The organism is Methyloversatilis sp. XJ19-13, from assembly GCF_024580155.1.
In the GTDB taxonomy this organism is placed as follows: Bacteria; Pseudomonadota; Gammaproteobacteria; order Burkholderiales; family Rhodocyclaceae; genus Methyloversatilis.
This window is the reverse complement of record NZ_JANINH010000010.1, coordinates 1-22331: the sequence shown is the minus strand read 5'-3', so window position 1 is coordinate 22331 and position 22331 is coordinate 1. Positions and strand designations below refer to the sequence as shown.

Below are 22331 nucleotides of genomic sequence, written 5' to 3'. Positions count from 1 at the left end.
GGAGCCGGCGCCCGGCCATCGAACCCCGGGTCGGCAAAGCCTGCGACGGCACCCCCAAAAAGGAAAACCATGCGCTACACCCGCACCGCGATGTCCCTGCACTGGCTGATTGCACTGATGCTGTTCGGCATGTTCGGGCTCGGCCTGTACATGACCGAACTGCCGCTGTCGCCGACCAAGCTCAAGCTGTACTCGTACCACAAGTGGGCCGGCGTCACGCTGTTCCTGCTTGTACTGCTGCGTCTGGGCTGGCGCGTCACGCACACGCCGCCCGCGCTGCCGCTCGGCACGCCTGCTTGGCAGGCCAGGGCCGCCGCCGCCGGACATCATCTGCTCTACGTATTGATGATTGCGGCGCCACTGTCAGGCTGGCTGATGAGTTCGGCCAAGGGCTTCCAGACCGTGTGGTTCGGCGTGCTGCCGCTGCCGGATCTGCTGGACAAGAACGAGGCGCTGGGTGACACGTTGTTGCTCGTGCACCGCTTCGTGAACTACTTCTTCATGGCGGTCGTGATCGGGCACATCCTGGCAGCGATCAAGCACCACTTCATCGATCGCGATGGTCTGCTGTCGCGCATGCTGCCCGGTCGCTGATCACTGCGCGCCCGCGGGCAGCCACACCTGCGAGCTGTCCAGCACATAGGACCACGGCAGGCCGGCATTCTTCCAGCCATTCACGGTTCGTTTGCCGCGATCGGCACCCACCGATGCGGTATCGCCCTCGAATCCGTCAATCACCGTCCAGACGCGGGTGAATCCGGCGGCTGCCAGCGTATTGACGGCGCGTGTGGTGCGATCGCCGGAGCGGCAGATCAATACAACGTCCGCCGCCTTGTCGAGGCCCTTGGCCTTGAGGCGCTCCTCGACCGCGCCGACGAAGGCGGGATTCTTGTGCAGCGTGAAGCTGCGCGATTTTCTGTCGAAGTGATCGAAATCGACCAGCATGAAGGGAATGTTGGCGTCCATGCCTGCCGGCGTGCCGACATAGCTCACCTCGGCCTGTGTGCGCACATCGAGGAACAGGACGTTCGCCGCACGTTCGCTGACCATACGGTGTGCTTCCACGGCCGTCAGATAGCGATCGAGTGTGGTGCGCTTTTCGGCCGGCACATCGGATACATCGATTGCCCACGCGCTGCCGCACAGGCAATACAGAAGGGTGATCAGTGACTTGTTCATCGCGCGCTCCCGGAATGTCGGCGCCGCGCATGCGCCGCGACGTGTCGGTCAGGCAACGCTGAGGCGCGGCCTGCCACGCGTACGACTGCGCAGCGGGCGGTCGAGTTCGGCCAGCTTGGTGGCGAGCGCGTCCATCAGTGCATCGCGCGACACAGACTTGGCGACGAAGCAGCTGGCACCTGCCTCAAGCGCGGCACGCTGCCAGTTGGGATCTTCGATGCCGGACAGCATGACGATGATCAATCGCTCCGGAGCATAGTGCTCACGCAATGCCCGGCACGTCGCGATGCCATCCATGCCCTGCATCAGGCCGTCGAGCAGCACCACGTGCGGGCACTGCTGACCAACCATCAGCAGCGCTTCCTCACCGCTTTCCGCTTCGCGCACGTCGGTGCAGCCGGCGTTCTCCAGCGATCGGCGCATCAGGAAACGCTCCGCTTCATCGTCATCGACGACCAGGATGTCCACCGCACCGGGCAGCGATCCGCCGCCCGAGTCACCATCGGCGCTGCATTCGGCGACGCGACGCACCGATTCGAGCTGCATGCGACTGGCGATCGGTACCAGCGCGGTCGCCAGTGCCCAGTCCTTCTCGACGGCCGCTGCCTCGAGCCTGCGCATCGTGTCGTGCAGATCGAAGGCCTGGGCATGTACCGCGAGCGATTTCAGCGTGTGCGCGGCACGGCGCAGCGTGTGGTCGTCGTGGCCGCGCAGGGCTTCCTGCATCGCCACCACATTGCGCTGCGATTCCTTTTCGTACAGCGCGGCGAAGCGGGCCCGATCGTGCTGGCTGATCGCGTCGACCGAAATCGTGCCGGTACCGGACACGGCGTTGTCGGGCAGCCACTTGCGCACGATCGCGTACAGGTCGTCTTCGCGGAAAGGCTTGGCGAGATAGTCGTCCATGCCGGCGGCAATGCAGTTCTCACGGTCGCCGTCATTGGCGCCCGCGGTCAGCGCAATCAGCGGTGTGGCGGGCAGGCCGACCAGACGCTCGCGGTCCCGGATGCGTTCGCATGCTTCGAAACCATCCATGCCCGGCATCTGGCAATCCATCAGCACGAGGTCGAAGCGTGCGTGCTCGAGCTCCTGCAGTGCCTGCCGGCCGTCGCGCGCCAGCGTCCAGCGCAAGCCGAAGGCTTCGAGCATGTTGGAAGCGACTTCGGCATTGACCGTACTGTCTTCCACCAGCAGCACGGTGCCTGAAAGGCGGGGCAAGTTGGGCAGGGACAGACTGTGCTGTGCCTCTTCCATGCCGGTGCTCACGACCTTGCAGGGCAACGACAGTGTGAAGGTCGAGCCGATACCTGACGCGCTGCGCAAGGTGACGGCGCCGCCGAGCATTTCGGCCAGTTGCCGTGAGATGGCCAGACCCAGCCCGGTGCCACCGAAGCGGCGCGATGCAGTGTTGTCGGCCTGCGCGAAGGCATCGAAGATGCGCGCCTGGTCGGGTTCGGTGATGCCGATGCCGGTGTCGCGTACCGCCATCACCATGCGTACCGCACCCGTTGTCGGGCGATGCTGCAGCATCAGGTCATCGTCCATCGAGTGAACACGCAGCGTAACGAACACGCCGCCGTGATCGGTGAATTTGATGGCGTTTCCGATCAGGTTGACCGCGATCTGGCGCAGCCGTCCCGGATCTCCCTCGACCCGGCCAGGCACCGCATCATCGACGTCGAGCGCCAGCGTCAGGCCCTTTTCGCGTGCCTGCGCGCCGAGCAGTTCGGTCACTTCGCGCAGCGTGCGACGCGGGTCGAACTCGCTGCGCACCAGATCGAAGCGACCGGCTTCGATCTTCGACAGATCGAGAATGTCGTTCAGCAGGTCGAGCAGGTTTTCGCCCGAGCGATAGAGCGTTTCAAGATAGCGCCGCTGTTCGCCATTCAGTTCGCTGCGCAGCAGCAGCTGCGCCATGCCCAGCACGCCGTTCATCGGCGTGCGGATTTCGTGACTCATGTTGGCAAGGAACTGGCTCTTTGCCTGATTGGCCTGCTCGGCGGCTTCCTTGGCTTCTTCGTTCTCCTTCGCCACATGCGCGTGATGCAGCCGCAGGCGGATGAATTCGGCCGTGTTCTTCTGGAAGCGCTTGGCGTTGACGACAGCGATCAGCAGAAACAGCAGGATGAAGCCTCCCAGTACTTCGCGTTCCGGCTCGGGCGACATCAGGTAGAAGAAGGCGGTCGGCAGCAAGGTGGGCAGTGCCATCAGCACATAGGCCTTCCACATGCCGGTCAGCGAAAACAGTCCGACGGCCGCTACCGCCACGAGACAGAGCGGCACCACCATTTCGTAGGGGTGCCCGGGCGGCGGCATCAGGGCGACGCCGAGCGCCCCCCAGCCACAACCGGCGACGAACACGCCCAGCATGAACAGCCACTTCCAGATCAGCGTCTCATTGACGCCCGGTGCGACATGGCGCCAGGCCATGATCAGCCCGAAACGACCGACATTGATCAGCACCATGGCGACCAGCCAGGTGGTCAGTGCATTGACGTCGACAACCTTGTGCAGCACGCCCCAGATCAGGCCGGCCAGCACGATCGCCATCACCAGCGTGAACGGTGTCAGCCGGTAGGCGAGCGCAACCAGTTCTGCCTCGACCTGGCGTTCGGTGTTCTCGCTGCGCGGCGTGGTGCCGTGTGATAGAAGGCTGGTGGGCATGGACGGATTCGGCATCAGTGGCGAATCGCCGCCGGATTGCAACGCCGGAGGCTGACAGGGTTCACGGCTGCCGAGCCCCATTCTTGAGCATGTGCGGGCCGCTCGCGCATCATGCTCATTGGCCGTAACCCGCGAACTTGCCGAGCACCCGCTCCATCTCGTCGTCGTCGAGCAGCTTCGGCGTGCCGACCTGCAGCGCGCGCCAGTACTGTTCGCACAGCGTTTCGAGTTCCACGGCCAGCGCGACCGCGTGACGAAGGCTGCGTCCAAAAACCAGCATGCCGTGGTTGGCCATCAGGCAGGCGCAGCGGCCGGGCAGGGCATCGAGTACCGCGTCGGACAAGGCCTGCTCGCCGAAGGTCGCATAGCGCGCGCAGCGCACGGTGCTGCCCCCGAAGCGGGCGATCATGTAGTGAAAGGGCGGAATGTATTCGCCGATGCAGGCCAATGCCGTGGCGAATGGCGAGTGCGCATGCACGATGGCGTCGGCGTCGGCGCGGGCGGCGTAGATGTCCCGGTGGATGCGCCATTCCGAAGAAGGCTTGCGGGTGCCGCTGCTGCGGCCATCACCGAAGACTTCCACCATGTCGTCAATGGTGCATTCGGCAGGTTCGAGCCCGCTCGGGGTGATCAGGAATGCGGGACCGCGGCGCGCGCTGACGTTGCCAGCCGCACCGCGGTTAAGTCCGCAAACTTCCAACCGGCGCGCTGCTTCAAGCACATCGCTGCCGCTGACCTCGTTCATCAGGGTGTGCCCCTGTATTGTGGATTAACAGTGGATTATCCTGACCGGAGCCCAGATTACAAGCGGGTTTACATTAAAAATTGACGATGGATCAGGTGTTTCGCGATGCAACATCGCGGAGAGGCTTTGTTGTCATGGGTTTCACGCTCCTAGAATTCACTTGAGGTTCTGTGGATCATTCTGCTCGGAAGTGTTTGCGAAATGCACTCCCTCAGGCATTCCCCGAGCCGGATCAACGATGCCGCGTTCGGTGATGAGTGCCGTCACGAGGTGGGCCGGCGTGATGTCGAATGCCGGATTGGCGACCCGACTGTCCGGCTCGAGCTGGCGGACGCACCCGGCTGCCCCGCGCACCACGCGCAGTTCGTCGCCGTCGCGCGCTTCTATCGGTATCGATGCGCCGTCGACACATCCTGCATCCACTGTCGACCACGGCGCCGCAACCCAGAACGGCAGCCCGCTGTCGCGTGCCGCCAGCGCCTTCAGATAGCTGCCGACCTTGTTGGCAACGTCGCCATTGGCGGCGATGCGGTCGGCGCCGATGATGACTGCGTCGACTTGCCCCTCACGCATCAGCTGGCCTGCAGCGTTGTCGGCGATGACGGTATGCGGCACACCGGCGCCGGCCAGTTCCCAGGCGGTCAGCAGGCCCTGGTTGCGCGGCCGGGTTTCCGAAACCCAGACGTGCAGGGTGATGCCGGCCGTGTGAGCGAGATAGATGCCGGCCAGCGCCGTGCCCCAGCCTGTCGTGGCCAGCCAGCCCGCGTTACAGTGGGTCATCAGGTTCAGCCGGCCGGCCCGCGGCGTGATGGTCTGCAGCAGTTCGAGCGTGAGTTCGCCGATGCGCCGGTTGGCGGCACGGTCTTCGTCGCAGATTGCGAGCGCCTCGCACCAGGCCGCAGCGGCGCGTGCGGCCGCTGGCAGCGGCCGCACATGCGTGGCGACGCGATGCAGCGCCCACTCAAGATTGACCGCGGTCGGGCGGGTTGCCCCGAGGGCGCGGACCGCCTCGTCGAGCGCGGCATCGTCGGCCGCTTCACGCAGCGCAAGCGCCAGACCGAAGGCACCGATGGCACCGATCAGCGGTGCGCCGCGGACCTGCATCGTCGCGATGGCGTGGGCCGCCTGTGCAGCGGTTTCAAGGCCCACTTCCTGCCGGGCAAAGGGCAGCAGCGTCTGGTCGAGAATGCAGAGGCGGTCGCCGTCGAGGCGCAGCGGGCTGGGTGTGTCGTTCATGTCGGATCGGGATGGGCAGGGGCTTGAAGCATAATCCGTCGATTCGCGATACAGCCATCCGCCATGCAGGACTTTCCCGGCCATCTGACGTCGAAACTGCCCGACGTCGGCACGACGATATTCACCGTCATTTCCCGCGAGGCGCAGGTGTGCGGCGCGATCAACCTTGCACAGGGTTTTCCGGACTTCAGTGCCGATCCGCCACTGTTCGATGCCGTGGCGTCGCACATGCGGGCCGGCCGCAACCAGTATTCGCCGATGACCGGCCAGGCGGCGCTGCGTGAGGCAGTGGCGCAGAAGATGCGCGCGGTGTATGGCGCCGACTACGACGCCGAAGAAGAAATCACGATCACCGCCGGTGCAACCCAGGCGGTCTACACAGCGATCATGGCTTTCGCCGGGCCGGGCGACGAGGTCATCGTGTTCGAGCCGGCATTCGACAGCTATCTGCCGGGCATCCGGCTGGCCGGCGCCACGCCGGTTTTCGTACGCCTCGAGTCGCCGCATTTCCTGCCCGACTGGGATGTGGTGGCGCACTGCATCACGCCGCGCACCCGGCTCATTATCACCAATACGCCGCACAATCCAACGGGGGCCGCGTGGACGATGGACGATCAGCGCGCGCTTGCCCGACTGTGCGACGGCCGTAACATCGTGGTGATTTCCGACGAGGTGTACGAGCACATCGTGTTCGATGACCGCGAGCACGCGAGTGCCGCGCGCTTGCCGGAACTGGCGGCGCGTACCGTGCTGGTGTCGAGTTTCGGCAAGACCTTTCACGTAACTGGCTGGAAGGTCGGTTTCGTATGCGCGCCCCCCTTGCTGAGCGCAGAATTCCGCCGCGTGCACCAGTTCAACGTGTTCGCAGTGAATACACCCTGCCAGCTCGGGCTGGCCGACTACATGGCCGAGCCAGCGCGCTATCTTGAACTGGGCCGTTTCTACCAGGCCAAGCGCGACGCCTTCCGGGCCGGTCTGGCCGGCTCGCGCTTCGAGCTGCCCGGCTGCGCGGGCACCTATTTCCAGCTGGCGTCGTATCGCGCCATCAGCGATGAACCGGATCAGTCCTTCGTGCGCCGTCTGATGCGCGAGGCCGGTGTGGCAGCGATTCCGGTGTCGGCCTTCCACCACGACGGCCACGATGCGCGGCTGATCCGCTTCTGTTTCGCCAAGACTGAAGCTGTCATTGCGCAGGCGGTCAAGCGTCTGCGTGCCTACTGAAGGATTTACATGCAAACCGTTGATTTCACATTGACCGGCGACTATGTCGCGCTGTGCGACCTGCTCAAGCTTGCCGGCCTGGCCAGCAGTGGTGGCGAAGGGAAGGTGCGGGTGACCCGGGGCGATGTGCAGGTGGACGGGAAGACCGAAACCCGCAAGACCGCCAAGATCCGCAGCGGCCAGAAGGTCGTGTGTGACGGTGTGTGCATTGCCGTCCGGTGAAGGGCGGTGGGTTGCACCTGGATTGTGTCGACGCTTTTTACATTTGCACCGGACCGGGTGACGTTGGCCCGAAAGGCTGAAGGGCAGTGTCCGGAAGATCGCTGATTTGACGCGACTTTGTTATTTTTTTCGCTATTGGCGCGATCTCTGCTTGCATCCATTCAGACAGATGTTTCTGCCTTCTGAATTGCCGCTGCTGTCCTGCGGATCGCAATGTGAGGTACTCGATGAAACTTTCCACCCTGATCGGCCTGACGTCGCTCGGCGTCGCGCTGTCCTTTCCTGCGGTAGCCGGCCTCAACGGCGATATCGTCACCACTGCGCTGCACGCCGAAACGGCTGATTACGGTCGGTTTTCCGCTGTCGTCGGCGCTGGCGTGGAAGGCAGTCTGGTCCGGGGCGTGTTGCCGTTCGACTACACCGATGCAGGCTTTTCGCTGAGTTCGCCGGGCAACTTCTGCGGCATCCACAGTTGCGGGGAAGTGCGGGAAAAGCTGACCCTGAAATTGTCCGGTCTCGATTTCGGTCCGTCCGTCGTGCTGACCAAGGTTGTGCTCACCACGACATTGAGCAACGTCACGGTGACGGTCGGTCCGACGTTCGCGGAGTTCGCCTGGATCGATCAGCCGGTCAGTCAAGGCACCTTTCTGAGTGCGGCATTCGTGACCGGAGTGCCCGAGCCCGACGCCCTTTCGCTGATGCTCGTCGGCCTGGGCCTGATCGGGATGGCCGCAGCGCGTCGCTCCCCGCGCGCCTGAATTCAGCTTGCCTGCGGCACTTTGGCGAAGCGGCCGTAGTGCAGCAACAGCGTCGGCAGTACCAGCAGATTCAGTATCGTCGAGGTCGTCAGGCCGCCGACGATGATGGCGGCCATCGGTCCTTCGATCTCCCGACCGGGTTCACCCGAGCCCAGTACCAGCGGCATCAGGCCCAGACCGGTCACCAGCGCGGTCATCAGGATGGACGGCAGACGCTGCGAGGCGCCGAGGATGGCTGTGTCCAGGTTCCACGGATGCCCCTCCCGCTCGACCAGGTGCTGGAAATGCGACACCAGCATGATCGAGTTGCGCAGCGTGATGCCGAACAGCGTGACGAAGCCGACCACCGAACCGAGTGACAGCCAGCCGCCGCCCGCCAGCGCAGCCAGCACGCCGCCGATCAGCGCGAACGGCAGATTCACGAAGGTAATCATGAGGTTGCGCGAGCTCGAAAACGCCAGCATCAACAGGATGGCAATGGCCGCCGCGGCCAGCGCCGAATGCGTGACCAGTTCGCGTCGCGCCTGTGCCTGTGCTTCGGCCGCACCGGTCACGGTGTAGTAACTGCCGGCGTTCAGTTTCACGTCGTCGCGCAAGGTGCGCCGGACGGCCTCGCTGAACGCGCCCAGATCGTGGCCGCTGGCCAGGTTTGCCGTAATGGTCTGCACCCGCTTGCCACCCGAGTGCAGGATCTTGTAGCGACCGTTCTCGACACTGATGTCGGCCACGTCACGCAATTCGACCAGCCGGCCATCCGGTGTGCGAAGCGGCAGTCGGCCGATCTCGTTTGGCGAGCGGCGGTGGTCCGGATCCAGTGTCACGACCAGCGGTGTCGCCAGCGTACCGCGATACACCTCGCTCACCTTGCGACCGGCGAAGGCGGTGCTGGTCGCCGACAGCACGTCTTCCGGCGACAGGCGCCAGACCGCAAGCTTGTCGAGGCGTGGCCGCACGATGATTTCGGGCGTGCCGGGCGGCGCCAGCACCTGCACGTCGGTCGCGCCCCTGACCTTTGCCAGCGCTTGTGCAACGGCGGTGGCATCGGCATCCAGCCGGTCCAGATTGGTGCCGAACACCTGCACCACCAGCGTCGCCGGAAAACCCGATTCGGTCTCGCCGATGCGCTCGGTCAGGAAGGTATTCACCGAAAAGGCAAGGCCGGGAAAGCCGACCGACGCCGCGGCGGCTTCATCCGAGCGGTCTTCATCGCCGTCGTCGCCGGTCACCGAGCGCCGGATGTCCGCCAGGATGCGTTCCTGCGTCGCGCCATCGAGCGGACCGATTTCGATCTCGACCTCGCTGTAATGCGGACCGAAGGGGTCGAAACCGTTCTGCGCCCGCCCGACCCACTGCGCCACCGACTTTACGCCGTCGATCTGCAGCACCTTTTCGGTCACGCGCTGGCCGACCCTCAGCACCTCGCCGGGTGCGGTGCCCGGAATGGTCGACAGATGCACGATGTAATGGCCTTCACGCAGCGGCGGAATGAATTCGCCGCCGAACAGTGGCAATACTCCCAGCCCGCCGGCCAGCGCCAGCATGACGCCGGCGATCAGTCCGTGCGGGCGGCGTTCTATGGCGCGCAGCGTCCGCTCGTAACGCGGGCGCAGCCAGCGCACCAGCGGCGGGTCTTCGTCGGGCAGCTCACGATTGCCCAGCATCAGGAAGCTCATCGCCGGTGTGACCGTCAGCGCCACGACCAGCGACGCGAGGATGGCCAGGATGTAGGCCAGACCGAGCGGCGCGAACAGCTTGCCGGCGACGCCGGACAGCGTGAGCAACGGCACGAACACCAGCGCAACGATGAAGGTGGCATAAACCACCGAGCTGCGCACCTCCATCGATGCGTCGAGCACTACCCTCCAGGATGCCACCGGCGAGCCGAGGTGACGGTTTTCGCGCAGCCGGCGATAGATGTTTTCGCAGTCGATGATGGCGTCGTCCACCACCTCGCCCAGCGCGATCGCCAGCCCGCCCAGCACCATGATGTTCAGGCTGGCGCCCGCTTCCAGCATGACGAGTACCGCCGCCAGCAGCGATAGCGGAATGGCGACGGCCGAAATGAAGGCGGTGCGCAGGTTGTACAGGAACACGAACAGCACGATCACCACCAAAGTGGCGCCTATCACCACGTCAGCCCGCACATTGCCGAGCGCCGTCTGGATGAAGTTGGCCGGCCGGAACAGCGCCGGGTGCAGCGTGACCTTTTCACGTTCGAACAGCGGTGCCATCTCGGCCAGCGATTTCTCCAGGTCCAGCGTGACGCCGAGTGTGTCGGCGCCGAGCTGGCCCTGCACCATCATGAACACACCGGGTGTGCCGTTGATCTGCGCCGCGCTGATCGCCGGGCCCGGTGCTTCGCGCACACGGCCGACGTCGCCCAGAGCGAGCGAACGCCCGTCCGGCAGCGTGACGGTGAGCTGTTCCAGACTGCGCGCCGATGCCGGCGTGGCGTCGATCGCAATCAGCAGGCGCTGGTTGTCGTTCTCGACAAAGCCTGCACCGGCGACCGAAGCGGCGCCGCGTGCCGCCAACTCCACATCGGCGAACGTCACGCCCAAAGTGCGCAGTCGCGCCGGGTCGAGCTGGATCTGCCACTGCCTCACTTCGCCACCGAACACATTCACGTCCGCCACGCCCGGCACCGCCAGCAGGTGAGGTCGCACCACCGAATCGACCAGATAGCGCATGTCCATCTGCGAGCGCTCTGCCGACGTGATGCCGAGGCCGAGCAGGGTGCTGGCCGAAGAGGTCAGCGGCGTGATGACCGGCGTCACACCGGCCGGCAGCAGCGCACCAAGCGTGCCGAGCCGCTCCGATACCAGCTGCCGGTTGCGGAACAGGTCGGATTTTTCGTCGAAGATGACCGTGACGACGGACAGGCCGGGAATCGACTGCGAGCGCAATTCCTTGATGCCGCGCGTACCGGATACGGCCGATTCGATCGGCGTCGTGACGCGTGTTTCGACCAGGTCGGCCGGCAGGCCGGGGGCTTCGGTCTGGATCACCACCTGCGCCGGCGCGAACTCGGGAAACACGTCGAGCCGGGCGTCGAACATGCGGCTGATGGCGTACAGCACGAGCACCAGCGACAGCGCCAGCACGATGCCGGGCCGCCGCACCGAAAAGCGGACGATGGCTTCGATCATCGGGTTCGGCCCATGCGACAGACCGCCTGCGTTGGGGCGGGTAGCGTGGCCTGTGGGCGGTGTTGGGCATCGCTGCGCTCACCCCAACCTACGGGGTGGCTCTTGCTTGAACCGATTGGGCCGCGGTGGCCCCGATGTGCGGGGCGGTGTTGGGCATCGCTGCGCTCACCCCAACCTACGGGGTGACGCTTGCTCGAACCGGCTGGGCTGCGGTGGTCCCGATGTGCGGGGCGGTGTTGGGCATCGCTGCGCTCACCCCAACCTACGGGGTGGCTCTTGCTTGAACCGATTGGGCCGCGGTGGCCCCGATGTGCGGGGCGGTGTTGGGCATCGCTGCGCTCACCCCAACCTACGGGGTGACGCTTGCTCGAACCGGCTGGGCTGCGGTGGTCCCGATGTGCGGGGCGGTGTTGGGCATCGCTGCGCTCACCCCAACCTACGGGGTGGCTCTTGCTTGAACCGATTGGGCCGCGGTGGCCCCGATGTGCGGGGCGGTGTTGGGCATCGCTGCGCTCACCCCAACCTACGGGGTGACGCTTGCTCGAACCGGCTGGGCTGCGGTGGTCCCGATGTGCGGGGCGGTGTTGGGCATCGCTGCGCTCACCCCAACCTACGGGGTGGCTCTTGCTTGAACCGATTGGGCCGCGGTGGCCCCGATGTGCGGGGCGGTGTTGGGCATCGCTGCGCTCACTCCAACCTGCGCGGCGCAGGCGGGTGGCAGGGATGCAGTGTCGAGCTGCTTTCGTAGGTTGGGGTGAGCCAGCGAACCCCAACATCCGGCCGCGGCCCGGTAGCGAAAGCACCCGATCAGTCATCGTTCTCATCCGCCAGCGTGTGCTTGAGCTCTTCGGACAGCAGCAGCTGCGCACCGCGCGTCACCACGCGGGCGTCATCTTCCAGCGTCGGTGCGAGCCAGCCGTCTGGCCGCTGCGATTCGGCGGGCAGCGCCTGGCGGGTGAATTCCTCTGGTTCGTCATCGTCGCGCACATACACCCAGGGCAGGCCGGCATACCAGACGACGGCGCTGTTGGGCACCAGCGACAGCATGGTCTCGCCAGTGACGCCGCGTGCCGCCAGGCGGGTGCCGGTCGGCAGCACGCGCTCGGACTTGTACAGCCAGGTCTCGCCGGCTGCCTGGGCGAGGCTGCGAGGCGCAGGCCCGATGCGGCGTGCCTCGATGGCATCGTTGCCGTCCGGCAGGCGCAGCAGCATCAGCGGCGGCGCCTCGCCCGAGCCGCGCAGCGCGACGGCAACCAGCGAGTTTCGCCGGTCGGCCAACCGCTCCAGTTCTTCCGGCGCTTCGCCCGATGCCGATCCGGCCAGCGGGCCCCAGCCCTGGACCAGCCGCGCATGCAGGCCGTCGGCACGGGCGCGCGCAGCGGCCAGCGCCGCGCGGTCCTGCTCGAACTGGCTGCGTGCGGTCTGCAGCGTCCGTTCCGATACATTGCGGTCATCGTTGAACAGCGCCTGGACGCGATCGCGCTCGGTTTCGGCGCGGGCCAGCTGGGCGGCCAGCCGCGCGATGTCGGCGTGCGCTTCGTGCAACTGCCCACGCAGTGCGAACAGCGGCTCCAGGTCGAGAACCGCTGCCTGCGCCTCGTGTTCGGTGCCGGCCCGCACGGCCAGCGGCTGCCCGAGTTCGATGCCGCTCGCTGTCTGCGCGGCAGCGGTCAGGCGCACGCTGGTCAGGCCGTCTGTACTGCGCTCGACCAGTGAAGGCACCTCGATATCGTCGTCGGGCTGATCGCCGTACAGCCTCCACTCGTCGCGAGCGTAATAGACCACGGCCCAGACCAGTGCGATCAGCAGCAGGCCCATCGCGAACAGCAGTTGCTGGGGGGTGATGCGGTTCATGGTGTCGTCTCCGTGGGGCCTGTCAGCGCAGACAGCGGGCGCTGCACCGCGTCCTCGAGTACCAGACGCGAGGCAAGGGTGCGTTGCCGTGCATACAGTAGCCGGATGTCGGCTTCCAGCACGTGGACGCGCGCCAGCAGGCGATCCAGTCGGTCGGCGTCGCCGCGCGCGTAGCGTTGTTCGGTGCGCGTCAGTTGCAGGCGGGCTTCGTCGTGCTCGGCTTCGGCGCCGTCGATGTCCAGTTCGGCCGCCTTCACGCGGGTTCGCGCATGTTCGAGTGCGACCAGCGCCTGAGACTGCAGCGCCAGAAAATACTGCGCGGCCATGTCGCGCCGTGCGACCGCTTCGGCAATCGGTCCGGCCTGGCGCTGCGCTGCGAACAGCGGCAATGCGGCGCCCAGGCTCCACACCATGGCGCCCTGATCCCACAGCAGGCCGGGCTTGATGCGGATTTCCGGATACTGCGCGCGCAGTTCCACCGTCAGCGCAGCTTCGGCCGCAGCATGCTGCGCCAGCGCACGGCGCAGATCGATGCGGTCGAGCGTGGCGTTCGCCCGCAGCGCTGACATCGTCGGCACTGCGACCGGCTCGTCAAAGGCGGCGTAATCAATGCGCAGCGCGTCGAGGGCAGACAGCGGCATCGCCAGCGCTTGGGCCAGATCGCCGCGCGCGCGGATCTGCCGCTGTTCGGCCAGCACATAGCGTGACTCGGCCTGTGCCGCGGCGGTGCGGGTCTGCGTCAGCTCGAGCGCGTCGGCAGCGCCGAGGTCGTAGCGCTTCTGCATCACCGCCTGGGCTTCCAGTGTGGTGACGACCAGTCGGTCGAGCAGTGCCAGCTCGGTATTGGCCGACCACAACTCGATGAGCGCGCGCTGGGCGCCACTGCGGACGGCCCAGGCAGCCTCGGCTTCGTCGAGCAGCGCCGCGTCGGCCAGCAGGCGGGCGCGCTCGACGCGCGCTTCACGCACCGATTCGCCGGTCAGCGCGAGGTCCAGAGCAAGCCCGACACTCCAGGCCGACTGGCCGGGGTCTCGTTCATTGGTGCGTTCGGTCTCCGGCGCCAGCAGCGTGCGCGGCGTGAGCCCGGCGGTCGTCAGCTGGGCGCGGGCGAGTGCCGCGCGTGCGCGCGCCTGCGCAGCGGCCGGGTGCTGCAGCAGGGCGGCCAGCACCAGTTGCTCGGGCGTCCAGCGTTCGGGCGGCCAGGTCGATGCATTCATGCTGCGCTGCGCAAGAAACTCGCGCGTCGCGTCATCGGTCAGCGAGCGGCCAAGGAATGCGGTCTGGAGTGCCAGCGGGTCGAGTGGTGCGGGCGGCACCTGTTGCACCGCACATGCGCCGAGGACGATACAGGGCAGCAGCAAGTAGAACGGAGGGGTGAAGCACCGCATCCTGATTTGTTATTCTGGGCAGCTGATCAACACCGAATGCTAACGATGCAAGCTGTTGTGCGCAAACGCAGTCCTTGCTGGCGGGTCTCATGCATCCACAGTCTGTTCGGTGTGCTGCTGGCGCTTGCGGCCGCTGGCGTGCAGGCGCTGGAGGCGCTCGAGGTCCGGCAGGCTGCGCCCGGCGTCTTCCTGTTCCAGGGCGAGATTGCCGAGCAGGACGCCCGGAATCTGGGTGCGATTTCCAACCTCGGCTTCATTGTCGGCAGCCGCTGCGTGGCGGTCATCGACACCGGTGGCTCGCCTGCCGTGGGCGCGGCACTGCGCGCCAGCATCCGCAGCAAGACCGACCTGCCGGTGTGTTACGTGATCAACACCCATGTGCATCCGGACCACATCCTGGGCAATCAGGCCTTCATCGACGATAAACCGGTGTTCGTCGGCCATGCCCGGCTGCCGGCCGCGCTGGCGGCGCGCAGCAGCCACTACCTGGCGTCAGCCGAACGACTGATGGGGGAAGCCGGCAAGGGTCTTCAGCCGGTGCCACCGTCGCGCACCGTGGCGGTTGAGGACGAACTCGATCTGGGCGGACGGACGCTGAAGCTGCGGGCCTGGCCGACGGCGCATACGGACAACGACCTCACCGTGCTCGACGAGGCGACCGGCACCCTGTTTGCCGGCGATCTGCTGTTCGTCGGGCACCTGCCGGTGGTGGATGGAAAGATACTCGGCTGGATCAAGGTCGGCGCAGCGCTGGCGGCGATGGACGTGCAGCGCGTCGTACCCGGCCATGGTGACGCCGGCGACGCGTGGCGCGAAGCATTTGCAAAGCAGGGGAACTACCTGCAGGGGCTGGTCGATCAAACCCGCAGCGCCTTGAAAGCCGGAAAGACCCTTTCGCAGACGGTGAGCGAGGTCGGACCGGGAGACGCGACAGGCTGGGTCCTGGTCGACCTGTTCCATCGGCGCAACGTGACGTCGGCGTTTGCGGAACTCGAGTGGGAAGAGTGAAGTGATGAAGTCAAGGATGAAGAACGGAGCCAAGCCGGCCGGCGTCGAATGATCCGGCGACCGATGGCGCATGTCAGCATTACCTTCAGCATTCGGTCATGCTGCAGAATGACCACGAGGAGAAGACGATGAAACCCAATAATGGATGGTCGGCGGCACTGCTGGCCTGCCTCTTTCTGCTGCTGCCGGTTGCGCACGCTGCCGACGACGGTTCGGATACGCCGATCTGGGGCAAGGTGCGCACCTTGCTGGTCGGCGACCGCCCGGTGATCGAGGACACGACCGGCTCGGTCCTGGAGATCGACGCGCCGGTGCGTGCCGAAGATGCGGCGGTGGTGCCGGTCTCCGTGCGCACGAAACAGCTGCCGGGGGGAGTCTACGTCAGCAAGGTGCATCTGGTGATCGACGAGAACCCGTCACCGATCGGTGGCACCTTCACTTTCACGCCGCTGGCCGGTCGCGCCGATATCGAAACCCGGGTGCGCATCGAAGCGTACAGCTGGGTACGCGCCATCGCCGAAACGAGTGACGGGAAGGTTTATGTCGCGCGCCGCTTCGTAAAGGCTTCGGGCGGCTGTTCGGCGCCTGCCGGCAAGGACATGGAAGAGGCGCTGGCTCGGCTGGGCAAGATGAAGTTCAAGGTCGAGGAGGCCGCTGCCGGCCAGCCCAGCGTTGCCCAGTTGATGATCAGCCACCCGAACAGTTCCGGGCTGGCGATGGACCAGATGACGCGCCTGTTTGTGCCGCCGCACTTCGTGCGTCGAGTGGAAGTCACGTTCGGTGGCGAACCGGTCATGACGGCGGATGTCGACTTCTCCATCAGTGAAAATCCGAACTTCAGGTTTTACGTGCTGCCGGCGAAGGCGGGCGAACTGAAGGCGGTGGTCGTCGATTCCAAGGACCTGCGTTTCGAAAGTTCGGTCGCGATCAAGCCGGGTTTGCGCGGCTCCTGAGCGGTGCGGCGCAGGCCGCACCGCCGCGCTGCGCGAATCGATTACTTGATGAAGCAGCGCTTCTTGGATTCTGCAACGACGCCCAGATACTTCTTCACCGCGCCCTTGGTTTCGTCGGTGCCGCGGAACATGCCTCCGCGCTCTCCGCTCATCGACTGGGTGCGGCTGAAGCTCGACAGCTCGACGTACTCGTCGTGTGTCAGCTTGGTCGCGATCTCGTCGATCAGGCATGAACACTTGTAGATGTACTCATGGTTGCTGCTGTACGCCTGCAGGCATTCGAGCGCAAATTCGACACGCGAACTGGTCGGATAGTCGTTGGCGGCTGCAGCCGGGCCACCCATCAGCAGCGCGCCGATCGCAGTGACGGTCACGTGGAAGCGATGAAATTTCAAACCGGATCTCCTCATTTGTTTTTGATGAACCGCAGGGGCGCGCTGGCTGGCGACGCCAAAAAGGTTTGGGTCTGTTCTCATGTGATTCGTGCGTCACGTTGCCCCTGGGTGGGTCGCGAACAAGGCGCGCGACTCAGTCGAGACGGGTCGTCCCGACCAGGCGTGCAACGCGGTGCGCGGTCCGCCCAGGGGCAACCCGCAGGGCGCGCAACCCGTGCGTCGCACGGCTGCGTTGCACCGCCTTGCCTGACGGCCAGTCAGGCTGCGTCGGCGCGCCTTGCCGTGCGGCGCACGGGCTGCACGCGTGAGGCACGAATCACATGAGAACAGACCCTAGCACATCGACGCAGACCGCCGTTTTGCCGCCCGAGTTGCACAGGATTCTTTCCCGATGGCTGTGTGCAGTCATCGTGATTTTCGCGGGATGTCTGGCCAGTACGGCGTCCGCACTCGCGCAAACGCTGCCTGAACTGCGCCTGACCCCGCTGGCCGATGGTGTCTACGTGTTGCGTCCGACCTCGTCCGAAGTCAGGCCGGACAACGCCGGTTTCGTGACCCACATCGGGGTGCTGGTCGACGCGCGCGGGCTCATCCTGGTCGGCACCGGCACCAGTCAGCGCTTTGCGCAGCACCTGCTCGCCTTCGTCGAACGCGAGCTGGGCAAACCGGTCATCGCGGCGGTCAATCTTTACGGTGGCGGCGACCATGTGCTGGGCAACCGCGTGTTTGTGTCACGGGGTGTGCCGGTTACAGCGCATATTGAAACAGACCGCTTCATCCGGGCCAGTTGCCACACCTGTGTCGAACGCCTGACGGCTGCGCTGGGCGAAAATATGATGTCAGGTACCGAACCCACCCCCGCAAGCGTGACCTTCGAACATTCAGGCCGGCTGACCGGCGTTACCCGCCGGCTCAGATTGCTGCACTACGGACACACCTTCCAGCCCGGCGCGACCGCGCTGCTGGACGAGGCAAGCGGCACGCTGTTCGCGGGCGAACTGGCGGCGACGCAGTATCTGCCCGATCTGTACAACGCGAGCGAAACAGGTTGGGTCGCCGCGCTTGATGCGCTGATCGCGCTGGGCGCGCGGCAGGTGGTGCCGGCGCATGGCGCGCCGGGCGGACGTGAAGTTCTCGACGCGCCGCGCCGTTATCTGCAGCAACTGGTCGAGCGCGTGGATGCGCTGTTCTCCGCTGGGGCGACGCTCGAAGAATCGCTGGATCAGGTCGAACTGGCGGAATTCCGCGATTGGTACGGCTATGCCCTGTGGCACCGCCGCAACGTGCATTTCGCCTATCTGCACCGGGAGGCCCGTGCCTTCGGCCCGCAGTGAAGTCAGGCGTGGATCGGGACATGGCGCGCAGCCGTGCCCCACACAACAAGATTGATCGATGAGGATGAGCCTACATGTCGGAACCGTTTTCCATACCGCTTGAGCAGATGCGTCGCATGGTCAAGCCCACGCCCAAGGGGCGCGCGCTCGACCCGGTTGCCGTCGAAGAGGTGCAGGCACTGCTCGGTCGCATGCCGCGCCGTCCGGATCTGCTGATCGAATGCCTGCACCTGCTGCAGGACACCTACCGCGCGGTGCATGCGCGCCATCTGGCCGCACTGGCGGCCGAACTGAAGATGTCGCAGGCCGAGGTGTATGAGGTGGCGACGTTCTATCACCACTTCGACGTGCTGCGCGAAGGCGAGGGTGCGCCGGCCGAACTGACCGTTCGGGTGTGCGACACGCTGTCCTGCAAGATGGCCGGAGCGGACGACCTGCTGAAGAAGCTGCCGGGCATCCTGGGCACCAGGGTGCGCGTCATTCCGGCGCCCTGTGTAGGCCGCTGCGAACAGGCACCGGTCGTCGTGGTCGGCCAGAACGCGCTGGGCGGCGCCACCGAAGCGGACGTGAAGGCGGCCGTGAAGGCGAATGAATCAACCCATCCGCTGCCCCGTTACGTCGGCTACAAGGCCTATCTGAAGGCCGGTGGCTACCAGCTGTTCCGCGATCTGGTGGAAGGCCGTCGCGATGTCGAATCGGTCATCCAGGCCATGGAACATTCCGGCCTGCGTGGTCTGGGCGGCGCCGGATTCCCGGCCGGCCGCAAGTGGCGCATCGTGCGTGCGGAGGCCGCGCCGCGGCTGATGGCGGTCAATATCGACGAGGGCGAACCGGGCACCTTCAAGGATCGCTGGTACCTCGAACGCGATCCGCACCGCTTCCTGGAAGGCATGCTGATTGCCGCGTACTGCGTCGGCATCGGCGAGGTGTACGTCTATCTGCGCGACGAATACGCGCATGTGCGCGACATCCTGCAGAAGGAATTGAAGAAGCTGCTGGCCGATCCGCCCTGTGCGCTGCCACCGATCCACCTGCGCCGCGGCGCGGGCGCCTACATCTGCGGCGAAGAGTCGGCGATGATCGAATCGATCGAAGGCAAGCGCGGCATGCCGCGCCTGCGTCCGCCCTACGTTGCCCAGGTCGGCCTGTTCGGTCATCCGACGCTGGAACACAATATGGAAACCGTGTTCTGGATCCGCGACATCGTGGAGAAGGGTGCGGAATGGTTCGCCGGCCATGGCCGCAACGGTCGCAAGGGTTTGCGTTCGTTCTCGGTGTCGGGCCGCGTGAAGAAGCCGGGTGTGCATCTGGCGCCAGCCGGCATTTCGGTGCGCGAACTGATCGACGAATACTGCGGCGGCATGCTGCCGGGTCACACCCTCTACGGCTACCTGCCGGGTGGCGCGTCGGGCGGCATCCTGCCGGCCAGTCTGGGCGACATCCCGCTCGACTTCGACACCCTGCAGCCCTACGGCTGCTTCATCGGCTCGGCGGCGGTCATCATCCTGTCCGACCACGATCGCGCGACCGATGCGGCGCGCAACATGATGCATTTCTTCGAACACGAGTCGTGCGGCCAGTGCACGCCCTGCCGCGTCGGTACGGCCAAGATGAACACGCTGATGGAAGCCCCGGTGTGGGACACCGATCTGGTCGAGGAGCTGTCACAGACCATGGTGGACGCATCGATCTGCGGCCTCGGGCAGGCAGCACCGAATCCGGTGCGCTGCGTCATCAAGTATTTCCCTGACGAAATCAAGTGAAGGGACGGCAACCCAAATGAATGCACCCATTGATGCTTCGGTGATCGCGCAATCGATCGAATTCACGCTGGACGGTCAGTCGATGACAGCCCGTGTCGGCGAAACCATCCTGCAGGCGGCAGCCCGGCAGGGCGTGGACATCCCCCACCTCTGCTACAAGGACGGCTATCGTCCGGACGGCAACTGCCGCGCCTGCGTGGTCGAGATCGACGGCGAACGCGTGCTCGCGCCGAGCTGCTGCCGCGCACCGACGCCCGGCATGAATGTGAAGGCCGAGTCGGAGCGGGCCGTCAAGGCACAGAAGATGGTGGTCGAACTGCTGCTGTCGGACATGCCGGACCAGACCTACAAGCCCGATTCCGAACTGGCGCACTGGGCGGAAAAGCTCGGCGTGACCGGCTCGCGCTTCGAAGGCCGCGATCAGCCGGCATGCGACCAGTCGCATCCGGCGATGAGCGTGAACCTCGACGCCTGCATCCAGTGCAATCGCTGCGTGCGCGCCTGTCGCGAAGAGCAGGGCAATGACGTGATCGGCTATGCCTTCCGCGGTTCGGCGTCGAAGATCGTGTTCGATCAGGACGACCCGATGGGCGCGTCGACCTGCGTGGCCTGCGGCGAATGCGTGCAGGCCTGCCCGACCGGCGCGCTGATGCCGGCCGGCGGTGTCGGCATGGTGAAGATGGACAAGACCGTCGATTCCGTCTGCCCGTACTGCGGCGTCGGCTGCCAGCTGACGTATCACGTCAAGGACGACCGCGTGCTGATGGTGACCGGCCGCGACGGCCCGGCCAACGAAGAGCGCCTGTGCGTCAAGGGCCGCTTCGGCTTCGACTACGCGCGTCACCCGCAGCGACTCACGAAGCCGCTGATCCGTCGCGCCGATGCACCGAAGCACAAGAATTTCGTCGTCGATCCGTCCAACCCGCTGTCGGCGTTCCGCGAAGCCAGCTGGGAAGAGGCGATCGAATACGCGACCAGCCGGCTACGCACGATCCGCGACACCAAGGGGCCGAACGCGCTGGCCGGTTTCGGTTCGGCCAAGGGCTCGAACGAAGAGGCTTACCTGTTCCAGAAGCTGATCCGCACCGGCTTCGGCACCAACAATGTCGATCACTGCACGCGCCTGTGCCACGCCTCGTCGGTCGCCGCGCTGCTTGAAGCAGTCGGTTCGGGCGCGGTGTCGAATCCGGTGCGCGATGTGCTGCACTCGGACGTGATCTTCCTGATCGGCGCCAATCCGCTGGTCAATCACCCGGTCGGCGCGACCTGGATCAAGAATGCCGTGAAGCAGGGTGCGCGCCTCATCGTGTGCGACCCACGCCGCAACGACCTGCAGCGCTATGCCACGCACTTCCTGCAGTTCAAGCCGGACACCGACGTGGCCATGCTGAACGCGATGATGCACGTCATCATCGAAGAAGGTCTGGTCGACGAAGCCTTCGTGCGCGACCGCACCTCGGGTTTCGATGCGCTGAAGAAGAACGTGGCCGATTTCAGCCCGGAACGCATGGCCAAGATCTGCGGCATTCCGGCCGAAACGCTGCGCGAGGTGGCGCGCATGTTCGCGACCTCGAAGGCGTCGATGATCCTGTGGGGCATGGGCGTGTCGCAGCACGTACACGGCACCGACAATGCACGCTGTCTGATTTCGCTGGTCATGATGACCGGCCAGATCGGTCGCCGCGGCACCGGTCTGCATCCGCTGCGCGGCCAGAACAATGTGCAGGGTGCATCCGACGCCGGCCTGATTCCGATGGTGTTCCCGGACTACCAGGCGGTCGGCAACAAGACCATCCGCGACAAGTTCGAAGGATTGTGGGGTAGCCGCCTCGATGCCAACCCCGGCTTGACCGTGGTCGAAATCATGGACGCCATCCATGCCGGCAAGCTCAACGGCTGCTACATCATGGGTGAGAACCCGGCCATGTCCGACCCGGACGTCGAGCATGCGCGCGATGCGCTGGCCAAGCTCGACTGCCTGGTCGTGCAGGACATCTTCCTGACCGAAACCGCCTACTTCGCGGATGTCGTGCTGCCGGCGTCGGCCTTCCCTGAAAAGACCGGCACCTTCACCAACACCGACCGCCAGGTGCAACTGGGTCGTCAGGCAATCAATCCGCCGGGCGATGCGCGGCAGGACCTGTGGATCATCCAGCAGATGGCCAACGGCATGGGGCTGGACTGGCACTACGACGGCGCGAAGGACGTGTTCAACGAAATGCGCAAGGCGATGCACTCGATCGCCGGCATCACGTGGGAGCGTCTGGAAGCGGAACACTCGGTCACCTACCCGTGCGAGAACGAGGGCGATCCGGGCGACGAGGTGGTGTTCATCGAACGCTTCCCGACCCAGTCAGGCCGCGCCAAGCTGGTGCCCGCCAAGCTGATCAGCGCCAACGAAAAGCCGGATGCCGATTTCCCGATGGTGCTGATCACCGGCCGGCAGCTGGAACACTGGCATA

At 65.5% G+C, this 22331-nt stretch carries 17 protein-coding genes; 9 read left to right on the top strand and 8 right to left on the bottom strand.

All coding sequences use genetic code 11. From position 1 onward, the window contains the following. Window positions 1-69: 69 nt before the first annotated feature. A complete protein-coding gene (locus tag NMQ14_RS13405; protein ID WP_257096927.1) occupies window positions 70-594 on the top strand; it encodes a cytochrome b in 525 nt (174 codons plus the stop codon). Here NMQ14_RS13405 and NMQ14_RS13400 read toward each other — a convergent pair whose 3' ends face one another. The 4 genes from NMQ14_RS13400 to mtnA all read right to left on the bottom strand — a co-directional run bounded on the left by NMQ14_RS13400 (window position 595) and on the right by mtnA (window position 5824). Continuing rightward, entirely contained in the window at window positions 595-1179 is a 585-nt protein-coding gene (locus NMQ14_RS13400) for a rhodanese-like domain-containing protein (protein WP_257096925.1), read from the bottom strand. A 48-nt stretch (window positions 1180-1227) separates the two neighbouring features. Continuing rightward, a complete protein-coding gene (locus NMQ14_RS13395) occupies window positions 1228-3843 on the bottom strand; it encodes a response regulator (protein ID WP_257096923.1) in 2616 nt (871 codons plus the stop codon). Window positions 3844-3958: 115 nt separating this feature from the next. Beyond that, window positions 3959-4588 (bottom strand): class II aldolase/adducin family protein, encoded by a 630-nt coding sequence (locus NMQ14_RS13390; protein WP_257096921.1) that lies wholly within the window; start codon window positions 4586-4588, stop codon window positions 3959-3961. Between the two features lie 156 nt (window positions 4589-4744). Then, a complete protein-coding gene (gene mtnA / locus NMQ14_RS13385) occupies window positions 4745-5824 on the bottom strand; it encodes an S-methyl-5-thioribose-1-phosphate isomerase (protein ID WP_257096919.1) in 1080 nt (359 codons plus the stop codon). A 63-nt stretch (window positions 5825-5887) separates the two neighbouring features. Between mtnA and NMQ14_RS13380 the strand changes: the two genes are divergently transcribed. The 3 genes from NMQ14_RS13380 (at window position 5888) to NMQ14_RS13370 (ending at window position 8025) form a co-directional block, all read left to right on the top strand. Then, on the top strand, window positions 5888-7045 hold the full coding sequence (locus NMQ14_RS13380; protein ID WP_257096917.1) for a methionine aminotransferase: 1158 nt from the start codon (window positions 5888-5890) through the stop codon (window positions 7043-7045). Between the two features lie 9 nt (window positions 7046-7054). After that, entirely contained in the window at window positions 7055-7267 is a 213-nt protein-coding gene (locus tag NMQ14_RS13375; protein ID WP_257096915.1) for an RNA-binding S4 domain-containing protein, read from the top strand. A gap of 227 nt (window positions 7268-7494) precedes the next feature. Then, window positions 7495-8025, top strand: coding sequence for a PEP-CTERM sorting domain-containing protein (locus NMQ14_RS13370; protein ID WP_257096913.1), 531 nt, complete (start codon window positions 7495-7497; stop codon window positions 8023-8025). A gap of 2 nt (window positions 8026-8027) precedes the next feature. Here the strand turns inward: NMQ14_RS13370 and NMQ14_RS13365 are convergent, their stop codons facing one another. The 3 genes from NMQ14_RS13365 to NMQ14_RS13355 all read right to left on the bottom strand — a co-directional run bounded on the left by NMQ14_RS13365 (window position 8028) and on the right by NMQ14_RS13355 (window position 14344). After that, entirely contained in the window at window positions 8028-11174 is a 3147-nt protein-coding gene (locus NMQ14_RS13365; RefSeq protein ID WP_257096911.1) for an efflux RND transporter permease subunit, read from the bottom strand. An 807-nt stretch (window positions 11175-11981) separates the two neighbouring features. Further along, on the bottom strand, window positions 11982-13028 hold the full coding sequence (locus tag NMQ14_RS13360; RefSeq protein WP_257096909.1) for a hypothetical protein: 1047 nt from the start codon (window positions 13026-13028) through the stop codon (window positions 11982-11984). Next, on the bottom strand, window positions 13025-14344 hold the full coding sequence (locus NMQ14_RS13355) for a TolC family protein (protein WP_257096906.1): 1320 nt from the start codon (window positions 14342-14344) through the stop codon (window positions 13025-13027). The genes NMQ14_RS13360 and NMQ14_RS13355 overlap by 4 nt, the downstream gene beginning before the upstream one ends. Before the next feature lie 117 nt (window positions 14345-14461). On the opposite strand from NMQ14_RS13355, the gene NMQ14_RS13350 reads away from it, so the two are divergent. Both NMQ14_RS13350 and NMQ14_RS13345 read left to right on the top strand, forming a co-directional pair. Next, complete coding sequence (locus NMQ14_RS13350) at window positions 14462-15424, top strand: quinoprotein relay system zinc metallohydrolase 2 (RefSeq protein ID WP_257096904.1); 963 nt, start codon at window positions 14462-14464, stop codon at window positions 15422-15424. 128 nt (window positions 15425-15552) lie between these two features. Continuing rightward, entirely contained in the window at window positions 15553-16377 is an 825-nt protein-coding gene (locus NMQ14_RS13345) for a quinoprotein dehydrogenase-associated SoxYZ-like carrier (RefSeq protein ID WP_257096902.1), read from the top strand. A gap of 41 nt (window positions 16378-16418) precedes the next feature. On the opposite strand, the gene NMQ14_RS13340 is transcribed toward NMQ14_RS13345, so the two are convergent. Further along, window positions 16419-16772 (bottom strand): hypothetical protein, encoded by a 354-nt coding sequence (locus NMQ14_RS13340; protein ID WP_257096900.1) that lies wholly within the window; start codon window positions 16770-16772, stop codon window positions 16419-16421. A gap of 410 nt (window positions 16773-17182) precedes the next feature. Here NMQ14_RS13340 and NMQ14_RS13335 point away from each other — a divergent pair, with 410 nt between their 5' ends. The 3 genes from NMQ14_RS13335 to fdhF form a co-directional block, all read left to right on the top strand. After that, a complete protein-coding gene (locus NMQ14_RS13335; RefSeq protein ID WP_257096898.1) occupies window positions 17183-18106 on the top strand; it encodes an MBL fold metallo-hydrolase in 924 nt (307 codons plus the stop codon). 74 nt (window positions 18107-18180) lie between these two features. After that, window positions 18181-19869 carry an NADH-ubiquinone oxidoreductase-F iron-sulfur binding region domain-containing protein gene (locus NMQ14_RS13330; protein WP_257096896.1) on the top strand — a complete coding sequence of 563 codons (1689 nt, stop codon included), beginning with the start codon at window positions 18181-18183 and terminating at the stop codon, window positions 19867-19869. 16 nt (window positions 19870-19885) lie between these two features. Then, window positions 19886-22331: formate dehydrogenase subunit alpha (gene fdhF / locus NMQ14_RS13325; protein ID WP_257096894.1), on the top strand; the 2446-nt coding region annotated here is incomplete at its 3' end.